The organism is Rhizobium sp. BK491, assembly GCF_014194925.1.
Taxonomy (GTDB): Bacteria; Pseudomonadota; Alphaproteobacteria; order Rhizobiales; family Rhizobiaceae; genus Rhizobium.
This window is the reverse complement of the sequence record NZ_JACIAR010000008.1, coordinates 12468-32676: the sequence shown is the minus strand read 5'-3', so window position 1 is coordinate 32676 and position 20209 is coordinate 12468. Positions and strand designations below refer to the sequence as shown.

Sequence of the window (20209 nt, the reverse complement as noted above, 5' to 3'; positions counted from 1 at the left end):
CCCAACCCAGCCCGGCCACTGCGCCGGGCGCTTGTTTTTCAGGAGACTCCCATGAACACTTTAACACACGAGGCCCGGTCCGTTTCCTCGGGCTTTAAGGTCGATATCTCGCGCGGCGAACGCATCGGCCGTGTCTCGTCCGAATGGTTTTCGCGCCCCGATGACGAACGCTTCCTGTCGCTGACTGATTTGTACTATACCGTCCGGTCCCGAGCCGAGCGTGCCCATGCCCGAACGATCGAAAGCGCTGCGATCCGCGTCGAGGCCACACGCGACAATGCCGAGCGGCTTGAGCTTCTCGTTCCAGGTCAGCGTCAGGCGATCGCGCCGACGCATTGGAGCTACGGCCAGCTTTGCAGTCTTGTCGGCGCCCCGGCCACCTATATGCGGCAACTGCCGGCGCCGCTCGCCGCGATCAATCTGCAGCATGGTCTGCTCAATCACCGTGCCGAGCTCGTCAAGACGCTCGAGATGGACGACGGTCGCCTGGAACTGCGGGCCGTCACCGGACCGGAATACGGCCGCATTTGGGACCACGAACTGGTCTCGGCGGTGATGAAGATCGCCGGCAATGGGACCGGCGACACCATGTGGAAAGTGCCGGGGGTTCTCGATTGGGAGACGATGACCCACAATCCGTTCGTCGACATCACCAAGGATACGACGACGCTCTATGCCAGCGACCGTGACGTCTTCCTGTTCCTGGTTGACGACACTCATCCGATCGAAGCCGGGCGCCTGCCGAACGGCGAGCCTGACCTCTATTTCCGCGGCTTCTACGCCTGGAATTCCGAGGTCGGGTCCAAGACGCTCGGAATTGCTTCCTTCTATCTGCGGGCGGTCTGCGCCAATAGAAATTTGTGGGGCACGGAGAATTTCGAGGAGATCACCATCCGCCATTCGAAGTTCGCGGCCCAGCGGTTCGCGCATGAGGCAGCACCCGCGCTGACCAGCTTCGCCAATTCGTCGCCGGCGCCATTCATCGCCGGCATCAAGGCGGCACGCGAGTGCATCGTCGCGCGCAAGGACGACGACCGCGAAACCTTCCTGCGTCGGCGCGGCTTCTCTAAAGCCGAGACCGGCAAGGTGATCGAGATGGTGCTGTCGGAGGAGGGCCGGCCGCCGGAATCGATCTTCGATTTCGTGCAGGGCATCACCGCGCTGGCGCGCACCAGGACCAATCAGGACACGCGTCTCGAACTCGAAGGCAAGGCGAAGAAGCTGCTGGAGAGCGCCCCCTGACAGGTTCAAGCGCACGGGCTCAGACCCGGCCGCGTCAGCAATCCCCATCGTCATCATCCCAGAGCCCGGTCAAGCGCCGGGCCTCATTTTGTCTGGAGCACTTAATGGCTATCCCCGATCATGCCCGCACAAACTTCGACACGCTGCTGCGCGCCGCAGCCGATGGCAATCTTGCTCTCATGGAATGCCTCGACGCCGCCACACGCGAGCCGCGTTACGTGCTTTGCGCCGTCGGCCGCAGTGACGGCGAATTCGTCTTCACGCCATTCGGCCATCTTGCCGATGGCAACCCGTATGACGCCTACCTGCCGCCGGACCCAAAGGATCCCGTTGGCTTCGTCATAGGTCCGACGACCAGACGCTGACGATCGCCGGCAGTTCAAGCTGGCGATCCCCGACCCATCCGTGGCTGCCCCGATATCGCTCCTCCGAACCCTCGGCAGGACGCTGGGCTCCGCTGTTCTTTCCTCACTCTTGGAGCACCCTTCGATGAATATCATCTCACATTCTCAAACCGTTAGCGTCTCCCCGCGTCTTGAGATCAAAACCGGCGTTGAGGCACTTATTAAGGCTGCCGAACAACTCACGTCGCTTCTGGAGCACGGTCAAGTCGTCTCTACCGGCGCCCTGCGACAGGTCATGATGGAGGCCTTCGGCGGAAACGACGCCGAGGGCCTCTGGCTTTGGAAGGATGCCTATGAAGCGACTGAAGCCGCCCAGGTCCTGTTCCTGCGCAAATTCCGCTCAATCGCCTCCCGAGCCCAGTCGCCTCAATCGACGCTCGCAATGCTGACCAAGCTGGCAAACCTCCTGCCGACCCATACACGCCGATCCGAAGAGAGCCAGGCCCTGCAGCAGTTCTCGACTCCGATCCCTCTTGCCTATGTCGCATCGCGTGCTGCCGGCATTACGGTCGCTGACGTGGTCCTCGAACCGTCAGCCGGAACCGGCCTCATGGCGATCTTTGCGGAACTCGCGGGCGCGCGCCTGGCGCTCAACGAATATGCGGCTGCTCGGCACGCGCTGTTGGAGCAGATTTTCCCCGGCGTTCCGACATCACAGCACGATGCCGCTCATATAGACGATTACCTCGACCGTTGCATTCAGCCGACCGTGGTGCTGATGAACCCGCCATTCTCCGCCGGTGTTCATGTCGAAGGTCGTGTCACCGACGCCGCCTGGCGCCATCTCACGTCAGCCTTTGCGCGCCTTGCCCCTGGCGGCCGCCTGGTCGCGATCACCGGCGCAAGCCTTTCTCCCGACAATTCGGTATGGCGCGACGCCTTCGTGCGGCTGCAGAGGCAAGGCACGATGCTGTTCACCGCGGCGATCGACGGCAGCATCTACGCCCGTCATGGCACGACAATGGAAACGCGGCTCACCGTCATCGAAAAGATCCCGGCGCGCGATCCCTCGAAGCTGGTGACGTCGAGGGGCACAGCGTGCGATATCGAAACGCTGCTCGGCTGGATCACCGGTCTCCCACCCCGCGCGCTGACGACGGTGCCGAACTCTACCGTCGTGCTCTCAAACGGTATCCTGCGCGCGGACACAACGCGCCCGGCAGCGATTGCCGCGCACCGCCCCGCGGTCGGCGAGCAGGCGCGGCCTGCGGCAACGGTGCGTCCGATACATCTCGATGACGAGATCATCGAACTCTCCTACGAGCTGCGAGACGCTCAGCCGGGGGATGAGGCCAACGCCGACGGCATCTATGAACCCTACCGGCTGCAATCGATCCACATCCCCAATGCAAAACCGCATCCCGACAGGCTGGTTGAATCCGTGGCGATGGCATCCGTCGCGCCGCCGAGGCCGACCTATCGCCCACATCTGCCGAAGCGCATCGTCACCAGTGGCGCTCTCTCCGACGCCCAGCTCGAAAGCGTCATCTATGCGGGCGAAGCCCATTCCGGCTATCTCGCCGGACACTGGAGCGTCGATGCCTCCTTCGACAATCTTAAGGCCGTCGCATCCGACGCAGAGCATGCTGTCCGCTTCCGTCGCGGGTGGTTCCTCGGCGACGGAACAGGCGCTGGCAAGGGCCGTCAGGCCGCCGGCATTATTCTCGACAATTGGCTGAAAGGCCGCCGGCGGCACGTCTGGATCTCAAAATCCGACAAGCTGATCGAGGACGCCCAGCGCGACTGGAGCGCGTTGGGCCAAGAAAAGCTGCTGGTGACACCGCTGTCGCGTTTTCGGCAGGGCACGCCGATCAAGCTGGAGGAGGGCATCCTCTTCACGACCTTTGCGACGCTGCGCACCGACGAGCGCGAGGGCAAGCGCTCGCGTGTGCAGCAGATCCTCGACTGGCTTGGAAGCGATTTTGACGGCGTTATTATCTTCGATGAAGGCCACGCCATGGCCAATGCCGCGGGCGGCAAGACCGAGCGCGGCGACAAGGCGGCATCGCAGCAGGGTAGGGCGGGCCTCCGCCTGCAGCGCGCCCTTCCGGACGCCCGCGTCGTCTACGTCTCGGCGACCGGCGCGTCGGAAGTGGAGTCGCTCGCCTATGCCGAGCGCCTCGGCCTTTGGGGCAGCAGCGACTTTCCCTTCCCGACCCGTTCCGAGTTCATTGCCGCCATCGAGGATGGCGGTGTGGCGGCGATGGAAGTGCTCGCACGCGACCTCAAGGCCATGGGGCTTTATGCCTCGCGCTCGCTCTCCTTCGAAGGCGTGGAATACGAAATCCTCGAACACGAACTGACCGAGGAACAGGTCCGCATCTACGACGCCTATGCCGAGGCCTTCCAGGTCATCCACAACCATCTCGACGCCGCCATGGAGGCCTCAGGTATCACTGGGAAGTCCGGGACGCTCAACAAAAACGCCAAGGCGGCTGCGCGCTCGGCCTTCGAAAGCTCGAAGCAGCGCTTCTTCAATCATCTTCTGACCTCGATGAAGACGCCGGCCCTGCTTAAAGCAACCGCTACAGATTTGGACGATGGTCATGCTGCCATCATCCAGCTCGTCTCGACGGGAGCGGCTTTGACCGAGCGCCGGCTGGCACAGATCCCGACTGAGGAATGGGGCGATCTGCAGGTCGACGTAACGCCGCGCGAATACGTTATCGACTACCTGATGCACTCCTTCCCGGTGCAGCTCTTCGAGGAGTTTTCCGATGCTGATGGCAATCTGGGTTCCCGGCCTGTCCATGACGCGAAGGGGAATCCTGTCATCTGCCGAGCGGCGGAACGGCGGCGCGACGAACTGATCGAAGTCTTGGGCAGCCTGCCGGCGATCCCGACGGCACTCGACCAGATCGTCCAGCACTTCGGCGCCAGCAAGGTCGCAGAGATCACCGGCCGCTCCCGCCGCATCATTCGCCGGGAGGACGGCAACTCCATCGCCCGCTATGCCGTGCAGAGCCGGCCGGGCACCGCCAATCTCGACGAGGCCCGCGCTTTCATGGATGATGAGAAAGGCATCCTTGTCTTCAGCGATGCCGGCGGAACCGGCAGATCCTATCACGCGGATCTTGCCGCCAAAAATCAGCGCCTGCGTCTTCACAACCTTCTGGAAGCGGGCTGGCGTGCCGACGTAGCGATCCAGGGGCTTGGGCGCAGCCATCGCACCAACCAGAAACAGCCGCCCCGGTTTCGGATGATCGCCACCAATGTCAAGGCGGAGCGGCGCTTCCTCTCGACAATCGCCCGGCGTCTCGACACGCTTGGCGCTATCACACGGGGCCAGCGCCAGACCGGCGGGCGGGGGATGTTCCGGTCCGAGGACAATCTGGAATCGCAATATGCCCGCGACGCGCTGCGGCAATTCTACGGGTTGTTGCATGCCGGCAGGATCGAAGGCTGCTCGCTGGAGACTTTCGAAAGCATCACAGGCCTGTCTTTGACCTCGGAGGAGGGCGGACTGAAGGACGAGCTGCCGCCGATCCAGACCTTTCTCAATCGCATGCTGGCGCTGACGATCGCCATGCAGAACGTGCTGTTCGAGGCCTTCGAGCAACTGCTGGCCGCTCGTATCGAGGGGGCAATTGCCGCCGGTATGTATGACAAGGGGCTTGAGACGATCACCGCTGATAGCATGACGGTTACCGACCGCCGGCTGATTTACACCCATCCGGTCACCGGCGCGCAGTCGCACTTGCTGACGGTCGAACGCCGGGATCGCAATGCACCGATGCGGCTCGAGGAGGTTCGGTGCCTTGTGCAGCAGGATCCGCGCGCCAGGCTGATGATCAACGGCAAGTCTGGCAGGCCCGCGGTGATGGTGCCGACGCGCTCGATCATGCTGGACGATGGCTCCGTTCAGCCGCGCGTGTCGCTGATCCGGCCGATGGACGAACTCCGCTTCGAAGTCCGCCAGCTCGAAGAGACAAGTTGGGAAGAAGCCGACGAAAAGGTCTTCTTAGCTGCCTGGGATGCCGAGGTGGCTGCCGTGCCGGAATTCTCGACTTCGACGATGCATATCGTCAGCGGTTTGTTGCTGCCAATCTGGAAACTGCTGCCGCAGGACTTTTGCCGCGTGCGGCGACTGCAGACCGATGACGGCCAGCGGATCGTCGGCCGTGTCATCGCTCCGGATCGGCTTACCGGGCTTTGCCGCAACTTCGGGATCGACCAGACCATGGTGATCTTGCCGGACCAGGCCTGGGCATCGCTTGTCGACGGATCCTCGATCGTCGGGCTTGCCGGCGGCATGACGCTGCGGCGGGCGCGGGTGATGAACGACTACCGCGTCGAGCTCACCGGCTTCACCGACGGCATGCGCGACTGGTTGCGGTCGATCGGCCTGTTCGCCGAGATGATCAATTGGAAGCTGCGCTTCTTCGTGCCTGTCACAGACGAGGGTGCGGCGATCCTGTCGACGTTGATGCAGCGTCATCACCTCATCGACATCGCGCGCCGGTCGTGACGGAGGTCTGTCATGCTTTCCGCCTCCGATCTGGCGGGCCGTCTCGCGCAAGACGCGGAGGCGGTCTGCCGCCACTATCTCTCCGCCGGCCGCCGTGCCGGTAACTACTGGCTCGTCGGCGATGTCGCCAACAACAAGGGCCGGTCCCTCTATGTGCATCTGGTCGGCCAGCGCGCCGGCCGATGGACGGATGCGGCGACCGGCCAGTTTGGTGATCTGCTTGATCTGATCCGCGAGACCTGCGGCCTCGTCGATTTCCGCGACGTTGCCGAAGAGGCGCGCCAGTTCCTCAGCCTGCCTCGACCGCAGCCTGTATCGTCTTGCAGAAGGGATACCCGAAATTCTGCGACGGTCGAGCAGCCGGCGTCTGAGCGAGCCAGGCGTCTGTTTCGGATGACACAGCCGCTGGCTGACACATTGGCCGACTCCTATCTGCGCGAGCGCGGCATCCTGCGAGCATCCGCGCATACGGCGCTGCGGTTCCATCCGTCCTGCTACTATCGCGATCTCGTCACCGGCCACACGACAAGCTATCCGGCTCTGATCGCTGCCGTGACCGACACAGCTGGAGCGATAACCGGTGTGCATCGCAGCTGGCTCGATCCCGACGGCGCTGGCAAGGCCAAGGTAGACGATCCCCGTCGCGCGCTTGGCGGTCTTCTCGGCAATGCCGTCCGCTTTCGATTTCCGACCAACGATCTTGTGCCGGTCATGGCGGCAGGGGAGGGCCTCGAAACCATGCTATCGCTATCGCATGTGATGCCCAGCATGCCGATGGTCGCCGCTTTGACGGCCAATCATCTCGCGGCCTTCAACTTTCCACCTGGATGCCAGCGCCTCTACATCGCCGCCGATGCGGATGCCGCCGGCCGGCACGGGATCGCGGGATTGAGCCGCAGGGCACAGGAAAGCGGGATCCTGCCGCTGGTTCTGTCGCCGGAGCTCGGCGACTTCAATGAGGATCTGCGCTGGCTGGGTTCCGACCGACTGACGGCGAGCCTTCGGGCTCAGCTGGTCCCTGAAGACGCGATGGCATGTCTGCCCGCATGAGGACGGCGGGGCAGGGCAGGGGCGGAGCCGGCGAGGGCGGGAGGACGGTCCGCGGTGCCGGCTCCCCGAGTGAGCGCGTCCGCGGGCCTGCCGAGAGGCGACCCTTACCACGCGGGCCTCCGGCCTTCAGCGGGTCGGTCGGGTTTCTTCCCCTGCCAGACCGCGGTCGCGGTCCGTCATTCCTCGCGGACCAAGAAACCCGCCCTCCGCCGCCCGGCGCTTCGCTGGGCCGCGGCGCTTCGCTTGCGGTTCCGGCCTCGACCCGCGTGACCGGGTTCGCCGTCAGGCCGCGAGAGGCGCGGCCCAAACCGACGGAGACCATCATGGACCTGATCCTTCACCCCGACGACGGCGTCGAGCCCCACCACGCTTCCTCCCCGACAGACCGCTTCATCTACGAGATGCAGATCTTCGGCTATCGTCCCTTCCAGGACGAGCCCGATCCGCGGCCATTGCCGGAAGAACCACAGGTCCAGTCGTCGATCACCGCCATTTTCGATGCCTTCGCCGAAATGCTCGGCGATACCCGCCTGGAGCCCGATCTCGAAGACCTGTTCTGGTCGATCCCCAATCTCTTCCACCGGGCCGGCGAGCGCATCCAGCGCGAGCTCGACCGCAACGAGGAAGCGCAGCGCACCGGCCAGCGCGAGCAGGACGGCTCGGAGGTGAAAAGTGTCGAGCTCGAACGCCTGATCGCGGAAGGCATTACGCTCCTGGAGCGTAGAAATAGCTTCGAGTTCATGCGCGACTACGCGGCCGATCTGTTCGAGGCGCAAATCGGCTCGTCCTGGCGGCCGCGCACCGGCTCGAAAGTGAACCACGCCAACATGACAGCGGCGATGATCGACAGCCGTGACTTTCTCTCAGCTCGCCGGCGCGCCGAAACCGAGGTGCTGATCCCTGCCGGCACCAAAATCGCCTTCGCCGGCGGGATGGACTACAACGATCATGAGCGGATCTGGGCTAAGCTCGACCAGGCGCATGCCAAGCATCCCGACATGGTGCTGCTGCACGGTGGCTCGCCGAAAGGCGCCGAGCGGATCGCCGCCTGCTGGGCTGAAACCCGCAAAGTGACGCAGATCACCTTCAAGCCCAACTGGACCAAGCACGCCAAGGCCGCGCCGTTCCGGCGCAATGACGACATGCTCTCGGTCATGCCCGCCGGATTGATCGTCTTTCCCGGAAACGGCATCACCGGCAATCTCGCCGACAAGGCGCGTCGCCTCGGCATCCCGGTCTGGCAAGCTTCAGGAGACGGCGCGTGAGCGCCGTTTTCCTGGGAATATGGAAAAGATGGAAAACATGGAGAAATGTGTTATATGGAGAACCATACCGGAGGCTATAGCCATGAAGCAGTTCACGACAGGCGACTTGAACAAACAAATCGGCGATATCACCGACGCGGCGAGCCGCGAGCCGGTGATGCTCACCCGGCACAAGAAGCCGCGTTTCGTGCTGATGAGCTACGAGCACTATGAGCGCATGCGCACCGGCGGCAACCCCCGCCGTGCCTATGCTGTATCGGAGATGCCCGACGAGCATGCGGAACTGTTCGACGAGGCTCTTGATCGGCTGGCGCGCGGCGCAGGCTACGACGATGAGCCATGAATTCCGGCCCGGCGAGGTCATCTCCTATCCTTACCTCTGGGCCTGGCAGCAGCAGCGCGGCGAGACCGAGGGCCGCAAGCAGCGGCCGGTCTGCGTCGTCATTGCCATCCGAAGTGCCTCCGATGGAAACACGCATCTGGCGCTTCTCGCCATCACCACGCAGCCGCCGCAGACAGGCCGCATCGCTCTGGAGATCCCCGAAATCGAGCGCAAGCGTGCGGGCTTGAGCGATCTGAAGCAGTGCTGGATCATGGCCGACGAGTACAATTATGATATCGTCCAACGCTCCTGGTACATCGAGCCCGATCAGGACATCCTCGGCCGCTTCAGCAAATCCTTCATGGTGAAGATCGCCAGACTGTTTGCCGAGACGCGTGGTCGAACCGGCCGGGTCAACCGCCTCGATTGAGGCGGCAGGCTGGAGCGGTCATCATCCGGCCATCTCCGGCGGCTGGTCTCCTTTTCCTGACCATCACCGGCGCGGGAGCGGCGCTCCGCAATCAAACCGCTGTTGTGATCTCACTTCACCCGAGGTGCAGTGGCGCCAGAGCGCATGGCATATCAGCTGCCACACCGACCGAAGCCTTCTATGATAGTGACGATGGGATTGGAACGGTGCTGATCGCTCGCGCCGTGTCCACCTGGTTGAAGGCCTGCATTCGTTGACCCGAACGCCCACCGACGCAAGCGACGAGCGCGGCACTCATCGGGTCAGCAAAGGTAGCCAAGGCGAGGTCTCCTGCCGACGTCGCAATCAAGGACCATTCCCGTTCTCTATGTCGCCTTTCTAAGGGACCGGCCGCGATCAGCGTCAACCCCGCAAGGGGGTTCCCCTTCGCTAAAGCTTCGGTGACGCCTGCGGCGCGGCCCCTTCTTCGGGCGCCATCGGGAATGGTCCCGATGCAACGAAGGAGACAATCCCATGGCTACCACGATCGCAACCCTCACCGAAAAGACCGACGGCACTCTCGAAGGCGTCTTCGCCACCATCCGGGTCAACGCTCCGATCGCCCTCGTCCCGAACGCCAGCAAGGCGAGCGAAGAAGCCCCGGACTACCGCATCATCCACCGCAAGACCGGCTTTGAGATCGGCGCAGGCTGGAACCGCATCTCCCGCCAGACCGGCGAGGAATACATCTCCACGAAGATCGAAGCGCCAGAGATCGGCGTGATTTTCGGAAACGTCGCCCCGGCACCCGGCGGCGAACCCGGCAAGAAGGTCATCCTCTGGAACAGCCCGGCCTGAACCGGATCGCCGGCCCCGAAATCGAGGCCGGCATCCCCTCATTTCAAGGAGTTGGCCATGAGCCGCTACACGATTACTGTCACCCGAACCGCATCCCGCCACTCCGACCCGGATGCCATAATCGGCTACGTCCGCCCGCTTCAGACGTTCTTTCTTCAGGCGTTTCCGGACGCCGAAAGCGAGGACCTGGAACTTTGGCTGGGCACGGACTTCCGGGAGTACGAAACACTGTCGCAACTGAGGACCACGGCGATCGCACGCGGTTTCGACTTCATACCCTTGGCATCCGGCATTCTTCACAAGCTGCTGGACGATCATGCCCGCGAAGCGCATCACGTGGTCAGCGACACGATTATCCAGGACCTTCTTGAGCGGACATTCACCCGCTGATGCAAACCCGGAACGAAAATAGCCCGGCACGGGCTATTTTTTTGCTTGGTCAGCAAGATTACTTGTTCAGCGTATCCTTCAGTGCCTTTGCCGGCGTGAACGCCAGCTTCTTGGCCGCGGCGACCTTGATCGTCGCGCCCGTCGCAGGATTGCGAGCTTCGCGCTCCGGTGTCGCTTTCACCTTGAACTTGCCGAAGCCGGGCAGCGACGTCTCATTGCCGGCAACCGCAGCTTCGGTAATCGAGGCGATCACCGCCTCGACGATGGCTTTTCCCTGAACCTTTGTGAGGCCATGCTCGCTTGCGATCTTCTCGGCAATTTCGTTTGTCGTGGTCATCTTCGTCTCCGCATCGTTTCAGATGCAGAATCCCTGCCATTACCGCCCCGAGCTGTCATCGACGCGCTGCGGAAAATGGCGCGGAAAGCCCCGGATCTCCACAGTTATTCACGTGGTCAGGTGTCAGATAACCCGAAGACGGGCATCGAGGCCGCCCTCGCGTTCGGGTGCGATACGGAGAGGTAATGTCTGCTCAGTCCGTCCGAGGATGCCATGGCGCCATGCCGGCCTCAAGGACGAGCGGTTCCCCCAATTTTGCCTCCGCTCCGGTTCCCTGCGCTCCGACAAAATCGGCACCCCCACTCGCCGCCGCTGGCGGTCGCGTCCGCGATCCTTGACGCCGCCACGCCCCCATGTCCGCGCGCGTCGTCTTTCACAAACGTCAAGGAGACGACGACGATGCTTTTGGAACAACACATTGAAGAGCTGCGGGCCGAATTGCGAAATGCCGTGTACCCCGGCGAACGCCGCGAGATCGAACTCGAACTCGAACTGGCCCGCGCCGAGCTCGAGGTGATCATGGCCGAACAGGAGGGTTCAATCGACGCCGAGCCGCCCTTCTGAGGCGGCGTTCGCCATATCGCCTGGCCTGTCGCGTCGGATCAGCCGGCGCTTCAAGCCGGAAGCTACGCTTCGCCGGCCTCCTTCCGCCATCGCTCAGGAAATCGCCCCTCGCGAGAAATTCGCTCTCGGACCGTAGCCGCGCCGCCGTTTCTGACGCAGGAGTTGGAGGAAGAGCCCGACCGCTTCCTCTTCCTTCTTAAAATGATGGATTAGTCTTTGGCCCCTGGCACCAATGCGGCCCCATCGGCGGATGAGGCAAGCTTCGCCGAACAGGTTGGGCTCGATCGACATGGCATAGTAGCGGGCCATGTTCTTGCTGGCGTCCGTGCGTTCGACATAGAGCTGGTAGGGTTGCGCGATCATGAAATACAGAATCGGACAGGCGTGACTTTGCGTCCAACGACATATTTGAATCGGTCCCCGTCGATTGATTCACGGCGATGATGGGTTTGTTGCGTAGTACGGGCGAGCCGCCTCCGGCGGACGGTGCTATTCGCTGTTGCTCACCGAACCCCTTTCGGGTTTCGTCCCATTCGGGTGACGCCCGCTCTCGCGGCTATTGCACTGGCGGCGCCACGTTTCGGCGTCGTCTACTATTGACGTGCCCGCGAGAGACGGCCAAGCCCGTCTCTTGCCATCTTCCATTCGCTTGATCGGTTGCTGGCATCGAGCCTGCTCGCGGGCTTGAGGGGAGAGACTAGCCGCCTCTCCCCTCAAGCACCCCTCTCCCTGCGGAGCGGGTAAAGTCCCGCCCGGCCTTTCGGGCCGGTAAGCGGACGCTGCCGCGACTTCCCCAAACAATACGGAGGAAAAGGCCAGACTGCGCTACACCCTCATATTTCGGGTATCCGCTCCGTCCGCCTTTTCCTCCTTTGGTGGCTCGCCATCTTATCGCTTGCAGCCATCGATGTCCGATCCCTGCGGTCCGAACATCCCGGCTGGTCGCGATGACGGCTCGCTTCAGCATTCCACCAAAGACGGCCAACCGAAGTGCTGTTCCTGCGACGCGGATCGTCGCTGTGACACCTCCGATCGCCGTTGCATCGTCTGAAGACTCGCAACAGCATTGGCGCCTCGGGCACGGCGGTTGGCCGTCTTTGGTGGAATGGCAGGATAGGCTATTGGTATACCAAATAGCCGTTTCGCCCGAAGGGCGATCGCCTCAAAGGCGAAAGAGGGTTTCCCGACCTTTCAATTCTCAAACGAAACAAGGCCATGAGCGAGAGACATTGAGCTGCTAGGAGGGGGCTGGGGAGCCGGCTCTTTGGCGCAAGAGCCTCCGGCTGTCGTGAAAAGCAGTAGCATCTTGGAGGTCAAGCGCTTGCGCTAATCAGCGAATGGGCGGTCGCGCCGATAGGTGGTTCGCCGATTGGACCGGATTGCGAATGTGCAAACAGGCGAAGCCGCGTAAACGTGAATAGGTGCATCACCGGTGGGCCTATCGGTACGTCGGCGAATGAGTGAAGCGGCGATTGGGCTATCCGGTGAAACGGCAGATCAGCGAAATAGCAAATCCGTGAAATGGGGCGACACCGATCGGGCGAATGGGAGGCCAGCCGATTCAGTTAATCCGTGAATCGGTGATTGGGCGGATCGCTGAATCGGTGGTTGCGCGGGCGCGCGATTGGGCCACTCAGCGAACAGCTTACTCTTCGAATAGGCATTTGAGCGATCCGACGCATCGGCGAATGAGGGGTTCACCCGTTTGGCGAAACGGTGAAAGTGCGTCCAGACGGTCTGCTTCTGCGGACAAACACTCAATTGGCAAAGTCGCAATCGTGGTTGCTGCGGTTTTCGCAACAACCAAGACCGCGACAACAAGACCTCGGCGATGCCTCTATCGCAACCGATCATGCACTCACCTACGACGGAGCTTAGACATAGGCTTTTTCCCGCTTGAGCAAGCGATCTGCTGCTGATAAAATTATACCAGAGTATAAGTTAGTCATTTGATCTAAGCTGCGGGCCAGGCGGTATTCCGTTTTTTCGAAAATGGGGTTTGACACTGATACACAATCGATCCCTCCTGACGAAGGAATGGTACAAGGTGCCATTCTCAGCGGACTGCCCTGGCTGTGGCGCACAGACGCGGTCTGCCGCTGTCGTGGTTGGCCCTTCGAGCCTGGTGGGGGACGCAGGATCGACGTCGGGAAGCGACGTACTGGCGAAGCCCAACAGACGACTTGATGCGTTCGCATTCGTTGAGGCGCTGGGCGGTCAGACCGAACATGTCGAACGATCCGTCGTCAACCGCTTCCACAGCACCTTCAGCTTCCTGAATGGCAGGCTGACGTCGATTTGCGAACACTGCGCAGAAAACCTTCCACCTGCGGCAATTCGCTCCGCCGTGATGAACGGCTTTGTTCGGCTTGGCCAAAAGCGCCTTCTGGTGAACGAGCGCTTGATGCTTTTTGCCTCCGACGTGGTGCTGACGGAATTTCGCCGAGACACCTCGATAGAGGAAAGCGCTCTGCGCGATCCGGATTATGCCCTCCTGCTCGTTTGCGACACGGAAAGCGCAAACGGTGAAACCGGTATGATCGAGCTTTGGCACAGCATCGCGCGTGACGACTACGCGATCGTGATCAAGGGCCACGATGGCCGGGAGATGTTGCGGGACGCGTTCAACAGTGACTTTAAGGACGTCGTGACAACCATTTCCGATCTCGGACTGGTGCTGACCCAGCTTCACATCGCTCAGGCATCGTCGCCCTATTGCGCTCTCGCCCGCGATCTTTTCCTCGAAGCCCTCGAACATGCCGGTTACCGGCAGGCAAGCTAGAAAGCGATACTATGCGTTTTTTCACGAAGCTCTTCGGATCTCTGGCAGCAATGACGGCATTGGCAGGATGTGGTCACCAGGTTGAGCGGCCGCAACCACGGCCGCCGGCGCCGTTTGCGTATCTCAGCCTCACAGCTTGCAGAGCTTATCGCGACAACATCGTCGAGTGCCAGCTGGAGTATGGCACCGAAGTCGGGCGCCAGCGTCTTGGCCCCGTTCAGGAGAGGAGCCTGACGATTGCCGGCGACGGCGAGCGCTACCAGATCCTGTCCTGCTATCCAGTGGCGAGGATAAAGAGGGAATTGCCCAATTTCGTGTGCCGAATCTCTTCCGGGAGCTCGGGCGCTGAAGCCGCTTCGATACTGGTGAAGGGCGGAACCGCGGTCCGTCTTGCTCGCATTTTGGGAGACCGCGAACAGCTTCATTATCGCTGGATCCCGGATAGATGGTCACGGCTAAACGACTGAATCCCTTGAGGAAGCTCCCGTCATCAGGCATCGCGGCGTCGCATTAATTATACTCCAGTTAAACTTTAGGGTTGATTTCCAAGGCTGAATGCGGTTCAAAATCTTATACCGCAGTATAATTTAGCATTGGTTCAGTCATGGATAGCGTCCCGCTCTCGCCTATGAACAGACCGCACAAGATATCCTCGCGGAGCGTGCTTTGGCTCGCTGGAACGTCGGCTTTTCTCCTCACAGGTTTCGCCTCCGGCCCAGATGACAGCAGCGGTTACATCGTCGCAGGACAGTTGACGCAGGTCGGACACGCTGCCAGCCGGATGGAGCTGAAGGCTGACGAGGTGGCGGCCATGCCGCCAAATCCGAAGACCTCCGCCGCTGCTTCGACGCTCGATATCCCAACGATCGATTCTGCCAGCTTCAACGATCGATTTAGCGGCCCGGTCACTGATGCGCATCGAATCAGCGCTCGCCCGTCGGAGTTCATCGGAGGGTTTAGTGACAATGTGGGGCGATCAGAATCAGCGGCTGAGAGCAGGAATGACCGTCGGGAACGCGGTGTGCATTCGCTGGTCAGCGTCTACTCGTTTGAGCAGGCGACAGCCGTCCCCGAGCTTTCCGAGCCGGCAACCGCACCTTATATCAATGCGGCACGAACGCAGGCCCGACCGGATCTTTTATCTGGCGTCCCCACGGACTATGCCAGCCTTGCATTGAAGGTCGCCGGTGAGGAGGAGGTTGATCCGAACTGGGTGCTTTCTGTGATGCGGGCCGAAAATGCCGCGTTCGATCCAGACCTGGTGAGTTCCGCCGGCGCCATCGGTTTGATGCAAGTCATGCCACGGATCGGCGAAGCCTTCGGTGCGACCGATCTGACCGATCCCCAACAGAGCATCCGCGCCGGTACCCGATTCCTTCGTGTCCTGATCGCCAAGTATAGAAACCCTGTGCTGGTCGCGGCTGCTTATAATGCGGGCGAGCCCAACGTGGACCTTCGCCATTCCCTACCATTGATCCGCGAGACCGCCGACTATGTCACGCGTGTCGTCGGATACTACACCGGCACAACGGCCAATCCGAGCATCCCACGAGCCGACTCGCCGTCAGAGTTCGTGCCCAGTTCCAAGCGCCGTACCGGGCCTGCCGAACGGGCCAAATCCCCCATGCTTGTTTTCTCAGCTGCAACACCGTCCCCACCAGAGGTCCGTCCTCAGCGTGATGAGGCGCGGAAGGATACCGGCGGGCCGGTCAAAATTGTCAAGGAAGAGGTGTCTCAATGAATCCCATCACGTTGGCAGTCCAGACAGCCGTTCTCTATGGCAGCGTTGCCTGGTCCTCAATGGCCCGAAGGAAATGGGTCGGTAATGCCGCGATCGTGCTTGCGGCGAGCCTGATCCTGCTCGTCAGCCAGTACGAGCCTGCGGCGGCGCAGAACCTCGATGCGCTGCAAAACGCCGCTGACCGGCTCGTGCAGTTTTTTACCGGCCCGTTCGGCCGATCCGTAGGAGCGATCGCCTTTATCGGCATGTTTCTCGCAGCAGCCTTCGGCTACTGGTCCTGGGGAGCCCTGCTTCGGGTTGGGGGAAGCCTTGCCGGCATGTTTGCCGCAGCCGAGCTCGTCGACTTCCTCGCTGGCAGCGGATCTTGATCATGGCGGGAGCAGGCAACACCGCCGATGGTGGCGACGAATATATCGAATCCCATCCGGTTATATTGGCTCTGACGCGGCCGCCGACGGTGATGGGAATTCCGTACACTTACTTCCTGGCGGAATGCTTTGTGTCGCTAATGGTGTTCATGATCCTGGGATCCATCCTGTGGTTCCCGGTCTCCTTCGTGGTCCTTCACAGCATTCTCTACGTGCTCACCGTCAAGCTCGATCTCTGGTTCTTCGAGATCGTCGGGCGCCTCAGCATGTGTGGTGTCAATCCTCTTGGCCGGAAGCTCGGTGGCGGCGTCAGAACCTACGGGGTGTAAGCGATGAACACGATGGCGAGATCGCTGAAAGGCAATCTGTCGAAGGGCTGGGAGATCTTTGCGGACCGCAATGTGGCGACGCATGTTCCTTTCTACGTCCCGATCGAAAACGGCATCATCCGCCTAAAGAACGACTGCCTCGTCTCGACCCTAAAGCTCACCGGCTTTTCTTTCGAGACGGCCGATATCGAAACGATCAATATGCTGCAGCGGCAGCGCAACGCCGCCTTCCGTGCGATCTCCTCCATCGGCAGCTTCGCACTCTATACCCATGTGATCAGACGCAAGGTTGCGCCGTCGTTGCCGTCGGCATTCGCCGATCCCTTTATGGATCGTCTCGATCACGTCTATCAGTCGAGCATCTCGAAGAACGAGATGTTCGTGAACGACACTTATGTTTCGCTGGTCGTGCGCCCCATGTTCCGCAAGGGATCCGCGCTCTCCCGCCTCATGGGGGCCGGCGGCACGATCGTACGGAAGGAACAGTTCCGCGCGATGCGTGACAAGCTGGTCGAGGCAACGCGGGCGCTCGAGAAATCGCTTGCCGTTTATGGCCCGAAGGTCCTGCGCGACGTGCAACGCGTACAGGTCGACGTCGGCGACAACAGGACGATCTTCCGCGACGTGCTGGAAGACATGGTCGTCGAGGAGACCGCACGCAAAGCCTGGTTCTCCGAACAATGTGAGTTCTTCTATACACTGCTGAACGGCGGACGCGTCCGGCCGATCCGTCTTGGGAACATCCCGATCGACGAGATGCTGCCGGCCCGCAGGACATCGATTGGCAACCGCATCATCCACCTGCAGGGCGACATACCGGATGATGACCGCTACGCGGCGATGGTCTCCTTGAAGGAGTATCCGCCGGAGACCGGCGCCGGCATGCTTGACTATATTCTCAAGCTGCCATTCGAGCTGGTGCTGACCCAGTCGATGTCCTTTGTCGACGATATGGCGGCGCGCAGCCGGATCGAACGGCTGGACCGGCAGATGTCGAAGGCCGACGAAGGCGGATCGAGTGTCCAGGCCAACCTCGATATTGCCCGGGACGAACTAGCCCGCAAGCGGGTCGCCTTCACGGAACATCATCTCACTGTGATGCCGGTCGCCAAAACCACCGCCCAGCTTGACGACGCGGTGGCTCTGATCGGCAACGAACTTGGCGCGCTCGGCGCCTCCTATGTCCGCGAAGACCTGAATGCGGAGCCGGCCTACTGGGCGCAACTGCCGGGCAATCAGGCCTATATCGCCCGGCGTGCCCTGATCTCCACGCTGAACTGCGCCGGCTTGAGCAGCTTTCACGCCTATCCCTATGGCAAACCTGACGGGAACCACTGGGGGCCGGCGATCACGATCTTCGAGACGACGTCAGGCACGCCCTTCTTCTTCAATTTCCACCAGGGCGACGTAGGGCACACCACCGTCTTCGGCCCGACCGGGTCCGGCAAGACCGTCATCATGGCCTTCCTGATCCTGCAGGCCTATCGCGTCAGTCCACGACTGAAGACGATCGTCTTCGACAAGGATCGCGGCCTTGACATCATGGTACGTGCAGCGGGCGGAACCTACATGTCGCTGGAGCCCGGCCAGCCGTCGGGATGGAATCCACTATTGCTGGACGACACCGAGGAGAACCGCGTTTTCCTCTATGGGCTCCTGAGCTTCATGCTGAAGCCTTCCAAGGAAGGCGAAAGCCTGACGCCGCAGGAAGAGGCGATCATCCGTAACGCGATCAAGTCCGTCCTCAAGACGAAGGACCGGTCATATCGCCGTCTTTCGTCGCTGAGGGCACTTCTCGCCGGTAGCGAGCGAACGGAAGGCAGCCTAATTGCCCGGCTCGACAAATGGGTCGACAAGGGGCCGTACGCTTGGCTCTTCGACAACGCGGCCGACGATCTCGATATCTCGCGACCGATGATCGGCTTCGACATGACGTCGATCCTTGATGATCCGACGGTGCGTACCGCAGCGCTTCTCTACATGTTCCATCGGCTGGACGCGATCTACGACGGTAAGGCGCCGATCATCAACTTGATGGACGAAGCCTGGAAGCTGCTCGACGACGACGAGTTCAAGCGCACCATGAAGGACTATTTCAAGACTATCCGAAAAAGGAATGGTCTCGTCATCTTCGGGACACAATCGGCCGACGACGTTGTTCGTTCGACCGTCAGCCGCACGATCATCGAACAGACGTCGACCAATATCTTCTTTGCCAATCCGAAGGCCGACGAGAACTCCTACATGGAGCATTTCGGCCTATCGCGGGCTGAGTTTGATTGGGTGAAGAACGGCGATCCGAGCTCGCGTTTCATGCTGATCAAGCAGGCTAGGAGCAGCGTGATCGCACGCGTGGACATGTCCCACATGCCGGAGTTCATCAAGGTGCTGTCCGGCCGCGAGGAGACGGTGCGCGAGGTCGAGCTGCTGCTCGACGAGTATGGCGACGATCCAAAGAACTGGCTCTCGAAATTCTGCGACTGGAATGGGGTGACGGTCGATGAAGAACGCAAAGCACCTTGAGGGAGCCGCGGCCGGCGTCTTGGCCTTGGCTCTCGTCTTTCCCATCGGCACGAGCCATGCCCAGGTGCCGGTCATCGACAACGCCCGCCAGAAGATCCAGCAGGCCACCCTGAACTGGTATCAGTCCTATCAGGCCGATACCCGGAAGGTTAAAGGCGCCTCGGGCGGTACGACCGATAGTGTCGCGCCCGGTGAGGGCTCTGGCGCGCCGGCCGATTGCTCCGCCGATGGCATGGCGCGAGACACCACGCCCGCTGCGCCATCGTCTCGCACGCCAAGCCAGCAGGAAGTTGCCAGCATGGTCCAACAGGAGGCAATCCGGCAGGGCGTCGATCCGAACTTCGCGATGGCGATCGCCGAGCAGGAATCCCGCTTCCGCCAATCGGCGCGCTCGGCGGTCGGCGCGACCGGCGTCATGCAGCTGATGCCCGGCACCGCAGCACAACTTGGCGTCAACCCCTACGACACGCGCGACAATATTCGCGGCGGCGTCAAATACATCAAGCAGCTCCAGGGCATGTTCGGAGACCGCTATGACCTGATCGCCGCCGGCTATAATGCCGGTCCGTATCGCCAGTCGCTGCAGAACGGTCAGATCCCCAATATCCCCGAGACACAAGACTACGTCAAAAAGGTCTCCGCCTATTATGCCCGTAACAAGGCCCAGAACGGTGATAACACCCCGGAGGGGACAGCCGAGCCGGAAACCGCGAGCTACGCAAGCGGCTGCGGTGAGCAGCTGAAGAAGGCGGTCGACCGAAACACTCAAGCGCAGATCGAACGCGGTTCGGTCTGGAACGAGTTGCTCGGAAAGTCGATCGCTGCGAACCAGCAGTATCTGCAGCGCCTTCAGTCTGGCCTGCAATCCTCGTCGGCAAACCTGCGCGGCAGTGGTGGAGGAAATTCCAGGGATCACGACGGGTCGCTAGTGATGGCCGAGATCCGGTGCCCGACCAACATCATCGACACAGGTGGCACACGGTGCTTCGCTGTTCCGCAGAACGCCACGACCGAACAGATCCAGCGCTGGCTGTCTGATCTGGAGGACGAGGCGCGGGCAAATGGCGCGGTTGCGACCTTCACGGCGTTGCAGGATCCGGCGCTCGGCCTGGTCACGGTCGTCGATTCCAGGCCGACGTCAAATTGAGAACGAGAGA

The 20209-nt window shown here is 61.6% G+C and carries 19 protein-coding genes; 17 read left to right on the top strand and 2 right to left on the bottom strand.

The features are described from left to right. Nucleotides 1-51: 51 nt before the first annotated feature. The 9 genes from FHX05_RS25590 (at nucleotide 52) to FHX05_RS25550 (ending at nucleotide 10408) form a co-directional block, all read left to right on the top strand. Nucleotides 52-1242, top strand: a complete 1191-nt coding sequence (locus tag FHX05_RS25590; RefSeq protein ID WP_183715448.1) for a DUF932 domain-containing protein — start codon at nucleotides 52-54, stop codon at nucleotides 1240-1242. Between the two features lie 104 nt (nucleotides 1243-1346). Further along, a complete protein-coding gene (locus FHX05_RS25585) occupies nucleotides 1347-1607 on the top strand; it encodes a DUF6117 family protein (protein ID WP_183715446.1) in 261 nt (86 codons plus the stop codon). 124 nt (nucleotides 1608-1731) lie between these two features. Next, a complete protein-coding gene (locus FHX05_RS25580) occupies nucleotides 1732-6114 on the top strand; it encodes a strawberry notch family protein (RefSeq protein ID WP_183875367.1) in 4383 nt (1460 codons plus the stop codon). A gap of 12 nt (nucleotides 6115-6126) precedes the next feature. Continuing rightward, nucleotides 6127-7164 carry a toprim domain-containing protein gene (locus tag FHX05_RS25575; protein ID WP_183715442.1) on the top strand — a complete coding sequence of 346 codons (1038 nt, stop codon included), beginning with the start codon at nucleotides 6127-6129 and terminating at the stop codon, nucleotides 7162-7164. 323 nt (nucleotides 7165-7487) lie between these two features. Next, the gene (locus FHX05_RS25570) at nucleotides 7488-8429 is read left to right on the top strand and encodes a DUF2493 domain-containing protein (RefSeq protein WP_183715440.1); all 942 of its coding nucleotides are present in this window, start codon (nucleotides 7488-7490) and stop codon (nucleotides 8427-8429) included. Between the two features lie 82 nt (nucleotides 8430-8511). Then, complete coding sequence (locus tag FHX05_RS25565; RefSeq protein WP_183715438.1) at nucleotides 8512-8772, top strand: type II toxin-antitoxin system prevent-host-death family antitoxin; 261 nt, start codon at nucleotides 8512-8514, stop codon at nucleotides 8770-8772. Continuing rightward, nucleotides 8762-9181 carry a hypothetical protein gene (locus tag FHX05_RS25560; protein ID WP_183715436.1) on the top strand — a complete coding sequence of 140 codons (420 nt, stop codon included), beginning with the start codon at nucleotides 8762-8764 and terminating at the stop codon, nucleotides 9179-9181. The genes FHX05_RS25565 and FHX05_RS25560 overlap by 11 nt, the downstream gene beginning before the upstream one ends. A 513-nt stretch (nucleotides 9182-9694) precedes the next feature. Further along, nucleotides 9695-10018, top strand: a complete 324-nt coding sequence (locus tag FHX05_RS25555) for a DUF736 family protein (protein ID WP_017958522.1) — start codon at nucleotides 9695-9697, stop codon at nucleotides 10016-10018. Nucleotides 10019-10075: 57 nt separating this feature from the next. Continuing rightward, nucleotides 10076-10408, top strand: coding sequence for a hypothetical protein (locus FHX05_RS25550; protein WP_183875365.1), 333 nt, complete (start codon nucleotides 10076-10078; stop codon nucleotides 10406-10408). Nucleotides 10409-10466: 58 nt separating this feature from the next. Here FHX05_RS25550 and FHX05_RS25545 read toward each other — a convergent pair whose 3' ends face one another. Further along, nucleotides 10467-10745 (bottom strand): HU family DNA-binding protein, encoded by a 279-nt coding sequence (locus FHX05_RS25545; protein ID WP_183875363.1) that lies wholly within the window; start codon nucleotides 10743-10745, stop codon nucleotides 10467-10469. Nucleotides 10746-11144: 399 nt separating this feature from the next. Here FHX05_RS25545 and FHX05_RS25540 point away from each other — a divergent pair, with 399 nt between their 5' ends. Continuing rightward, nucleotides 11145-11309, top strand: a complete 165-nt coding sequence (locus FHX05_RS25540) for a hypothetical protein (RefSeq protein ID WP_183875360.1) — start codon at nucleotides 11145-11147, stop codon at nucleotides 11307-11309. A 93-nt stretch (nucleotides 11310-11402) separates the two neighbouring features. On the opposite strand, the gene FHX05_RS25535 is transcribed toward FHX05_RS25540, so the two are convergent. Next, complete coding sequence (locus FHX05_RS25535; RefSeq protein WP_183715428.1) at nucleotides 11403-11672, bottom strand: WGR domain-containing protein; 270 nt, start codon at nucleotides 11670-11672, stop codon at nucleotides 11403-11405. Between the two features lie 1684 nt (nucleotides 11673-13356). Here FHX05_RS25535 and FHX05_RS25530 point away from each other — a divergent pair. The 7 genes from FHX05_RS25530 (at nucleotide 13357) to FHX05_RS25500 (ending at nucleotide 20199) form a co-directional block, all read left to right on the top strand. Beyond that, nucleotides 13357-14091, top strand: coding sequence for a hypothetical protein (locus FHX05_RS25530; protein WP_348648157.1), 735 nt, complete (start codon nucleotides 13357-13359; stop codon nucleotides 14089-14091). An 11-nt stretch (nucleotides 14092-14102) separates the two neighbouring features. Then, nucleotides 14103-14558 carry a hypothetical protein gene (locus FHX05_RS25525; protein WP_183875358.1) on the top strand — a complete coding sequence of 152 codons (456 nt, stop codon included), beginning with the start codon at nucleotides 14103-14105 and terminating at the stop codon, nucleotides 14556-14558. Between the two features lie 137 nt (nucleotides 14559-14695). Beyond that, a complete protein-coding gene (locus FHX05_RS25520; RefSeq protein ID WP_183875356.1) occupies nucleotides 14696-15832 on the top strand; it encodes a transglycosylase SLT domain-containing protein in 1137 nt (378 codons plus the stop codon). After that, entirely contained in the window at nucleotides 15829-16200 is a 372-nt protein-coding gene (locus tag FHX05_RS25515; protein WP_183715422.1) for a TrbC/VirB2 family protein, read from the top strand. The genes FHX05_RS25520 and FHX05_RS25515 overlap by 4 nt, the downstream gene beginning before the upstream one ends. Before the next feature lie 2 nt (nucleotides 16201-16202). After that, nucleotides 16203-16529 (top strand): VirB3 family type IV secretion system protein, encoded by a 327-nt coding sequence (locus FHX05_RS25510; RefSeq protein WP_064710298.1) that lies wholly within the window; start codon nucleotides 16203-16205, stop codon nucleotides 16527-16529. Between the two features lie 3 nt (nucleotides 16530-16532). After that, nucleotides 16533-19052: a VirB4 family type IV secretion/conjugal transfer ATPase gene (locus FHX05_RS25505; protein WP_183875354.1), complete on the top strand. Its 2520-nt coding sequence runs from the start codon at nucleotides 16533-16535 to the stop codon at nucleotides 19050-19052. Then, complete coding sequence (locus FHX05_RS25500; RefSeq protein WP_183715418.1) at nucleotides 19030-20199, top strand: lytic transglycosylase domain-containing protein; 1170 nt, start codon at nucleotides 19030-19032, stop codon at nucleotides 20197-20199. Before FHX05_RS25505 ends, FHX05_RS25500 begins: the two co-directional genes overlap by 23 nt. Nucleotides 20200-20209 lie beyond the last annotated feature (10 nt).

Coding starts and splice junctions, on each gene's coding strand:
- FHX05_RS25570 (WP_183715440.1), top strand. CDS start 7,488: ATGGACCTGATCCTTCACCCCGACGACGGCGTCGAGCCCCACCACGCT.
- FHX05_RS25545 (WP_183875363.1), bottom strand. CDS start 10,745: ATGACCACGACAAACGAAATTGCCGAGAAGATCGCAAGCGAGCATGGC.
- FHX05_RS25510 (WP_064710298.1), top strand. CDS start 16,203: ATGGCGGGAGCAGGCAACACCGCCGATGGTGGCGACGAATATATCGAA.
- FHX05_RS25590 (WP_183715448.1), top strand. CDS start 52: ATGAACACTTTAACACACGAGGCCCGGTCCGTTTCCTCGGGCTTTAAG.
- FHX05_RS25535 (WP_183715428.1), bottom strand. CDS start 11,672: ATGATCGCGCAACCCTACCAGCTCTATGTCGAACGCACGGACGCCAGC.
- FHX05_RS25515 (WP_183715422.1), top strand. CDS start 15,829: ATGAATCCCATCACGTTGGCAGTCCAGACAGCCGTTCTCTATGGCAGC.
- FHX05_RS25550 (WP_183875365.1), top strand. CDS start 10,076: ATGAGCCGCTACACGATTACTGTCACCCGAACCGCATCCCGCCACTCC.
- FHX05_RS25585 (WP_183715446.1), top strand. CDS start 1,347: ATGGCTATCCCCGATCATGCCCGCACAAACTTCGACACGCTGCTGCGC.
- FHX05_RS25505 (WP_183875354.1), top strand. CDS start 16,533: ATGAACACGATGGCGAGATCGCTGAAAGGCAATCTGTCGAAGGGCTGG.
- FHX05_RS25575 (WP_183715442.1), top strand. CDS start 6,127: ATGCTTTCCGCCTCCGATCTGGCGGGCCGTCTCGCGCAAGACGCGGAG.
- FHX05_RS25500 (WP_183715418.1), top strand. CDS start 19,030: ATGAAGAACGCAAAGCACCTTGAGGGAGCCGCGGCCGGCGTCTTGGCC.
- FHX05_RS25555 (WP_017958522.1), top strand. CDS start 9,695: ATGGCTACCACGATCGCAACCCTCACCGAAAAGACCGACGGCACTCTC.
- FHX05_RS25520 (WP_183875356.1), top strand. CDS start 14,696: ATGGATAGCGTCCCGCTCTCGCCTATGAACAGACCGCACAAGATATCC.
- FHX05_RS25580 (WP_183875367.1), top strand. CDS start 1,732: ATGAATATCATCTCACATTCTCAAACCGTTAGCGTCTCCCCGCGTCTT.
- FHX05_RS25540 (WP_183875360.1), top strand. CDS start 11,145: ATGCTTTTGGAACAACACATTGAAGAGCTGCGGGCCGAATTGCGAAAT.
- FHX05_RS25525 (WP_183875358.1), top strand. CDS start 14,103: ATGCGTTTTTTCACGAAGCTCTTCGGATCTCTGGCAGCAATGACGGCA.
- FHX05_RS25565 (WP_183715438.1), top strand. CDS start 8,512: ATGAAGCAGTTCACGACAGGCGACTTGAACAAACAAATCGGCGATATC.
- FHX05_RS25560 (WP_183715436.1), top strand. CDS start 8,762: ATGAGCCATGAATTCCGGCCCGGCGAGGTCATCTCCTATCCTTACCTC.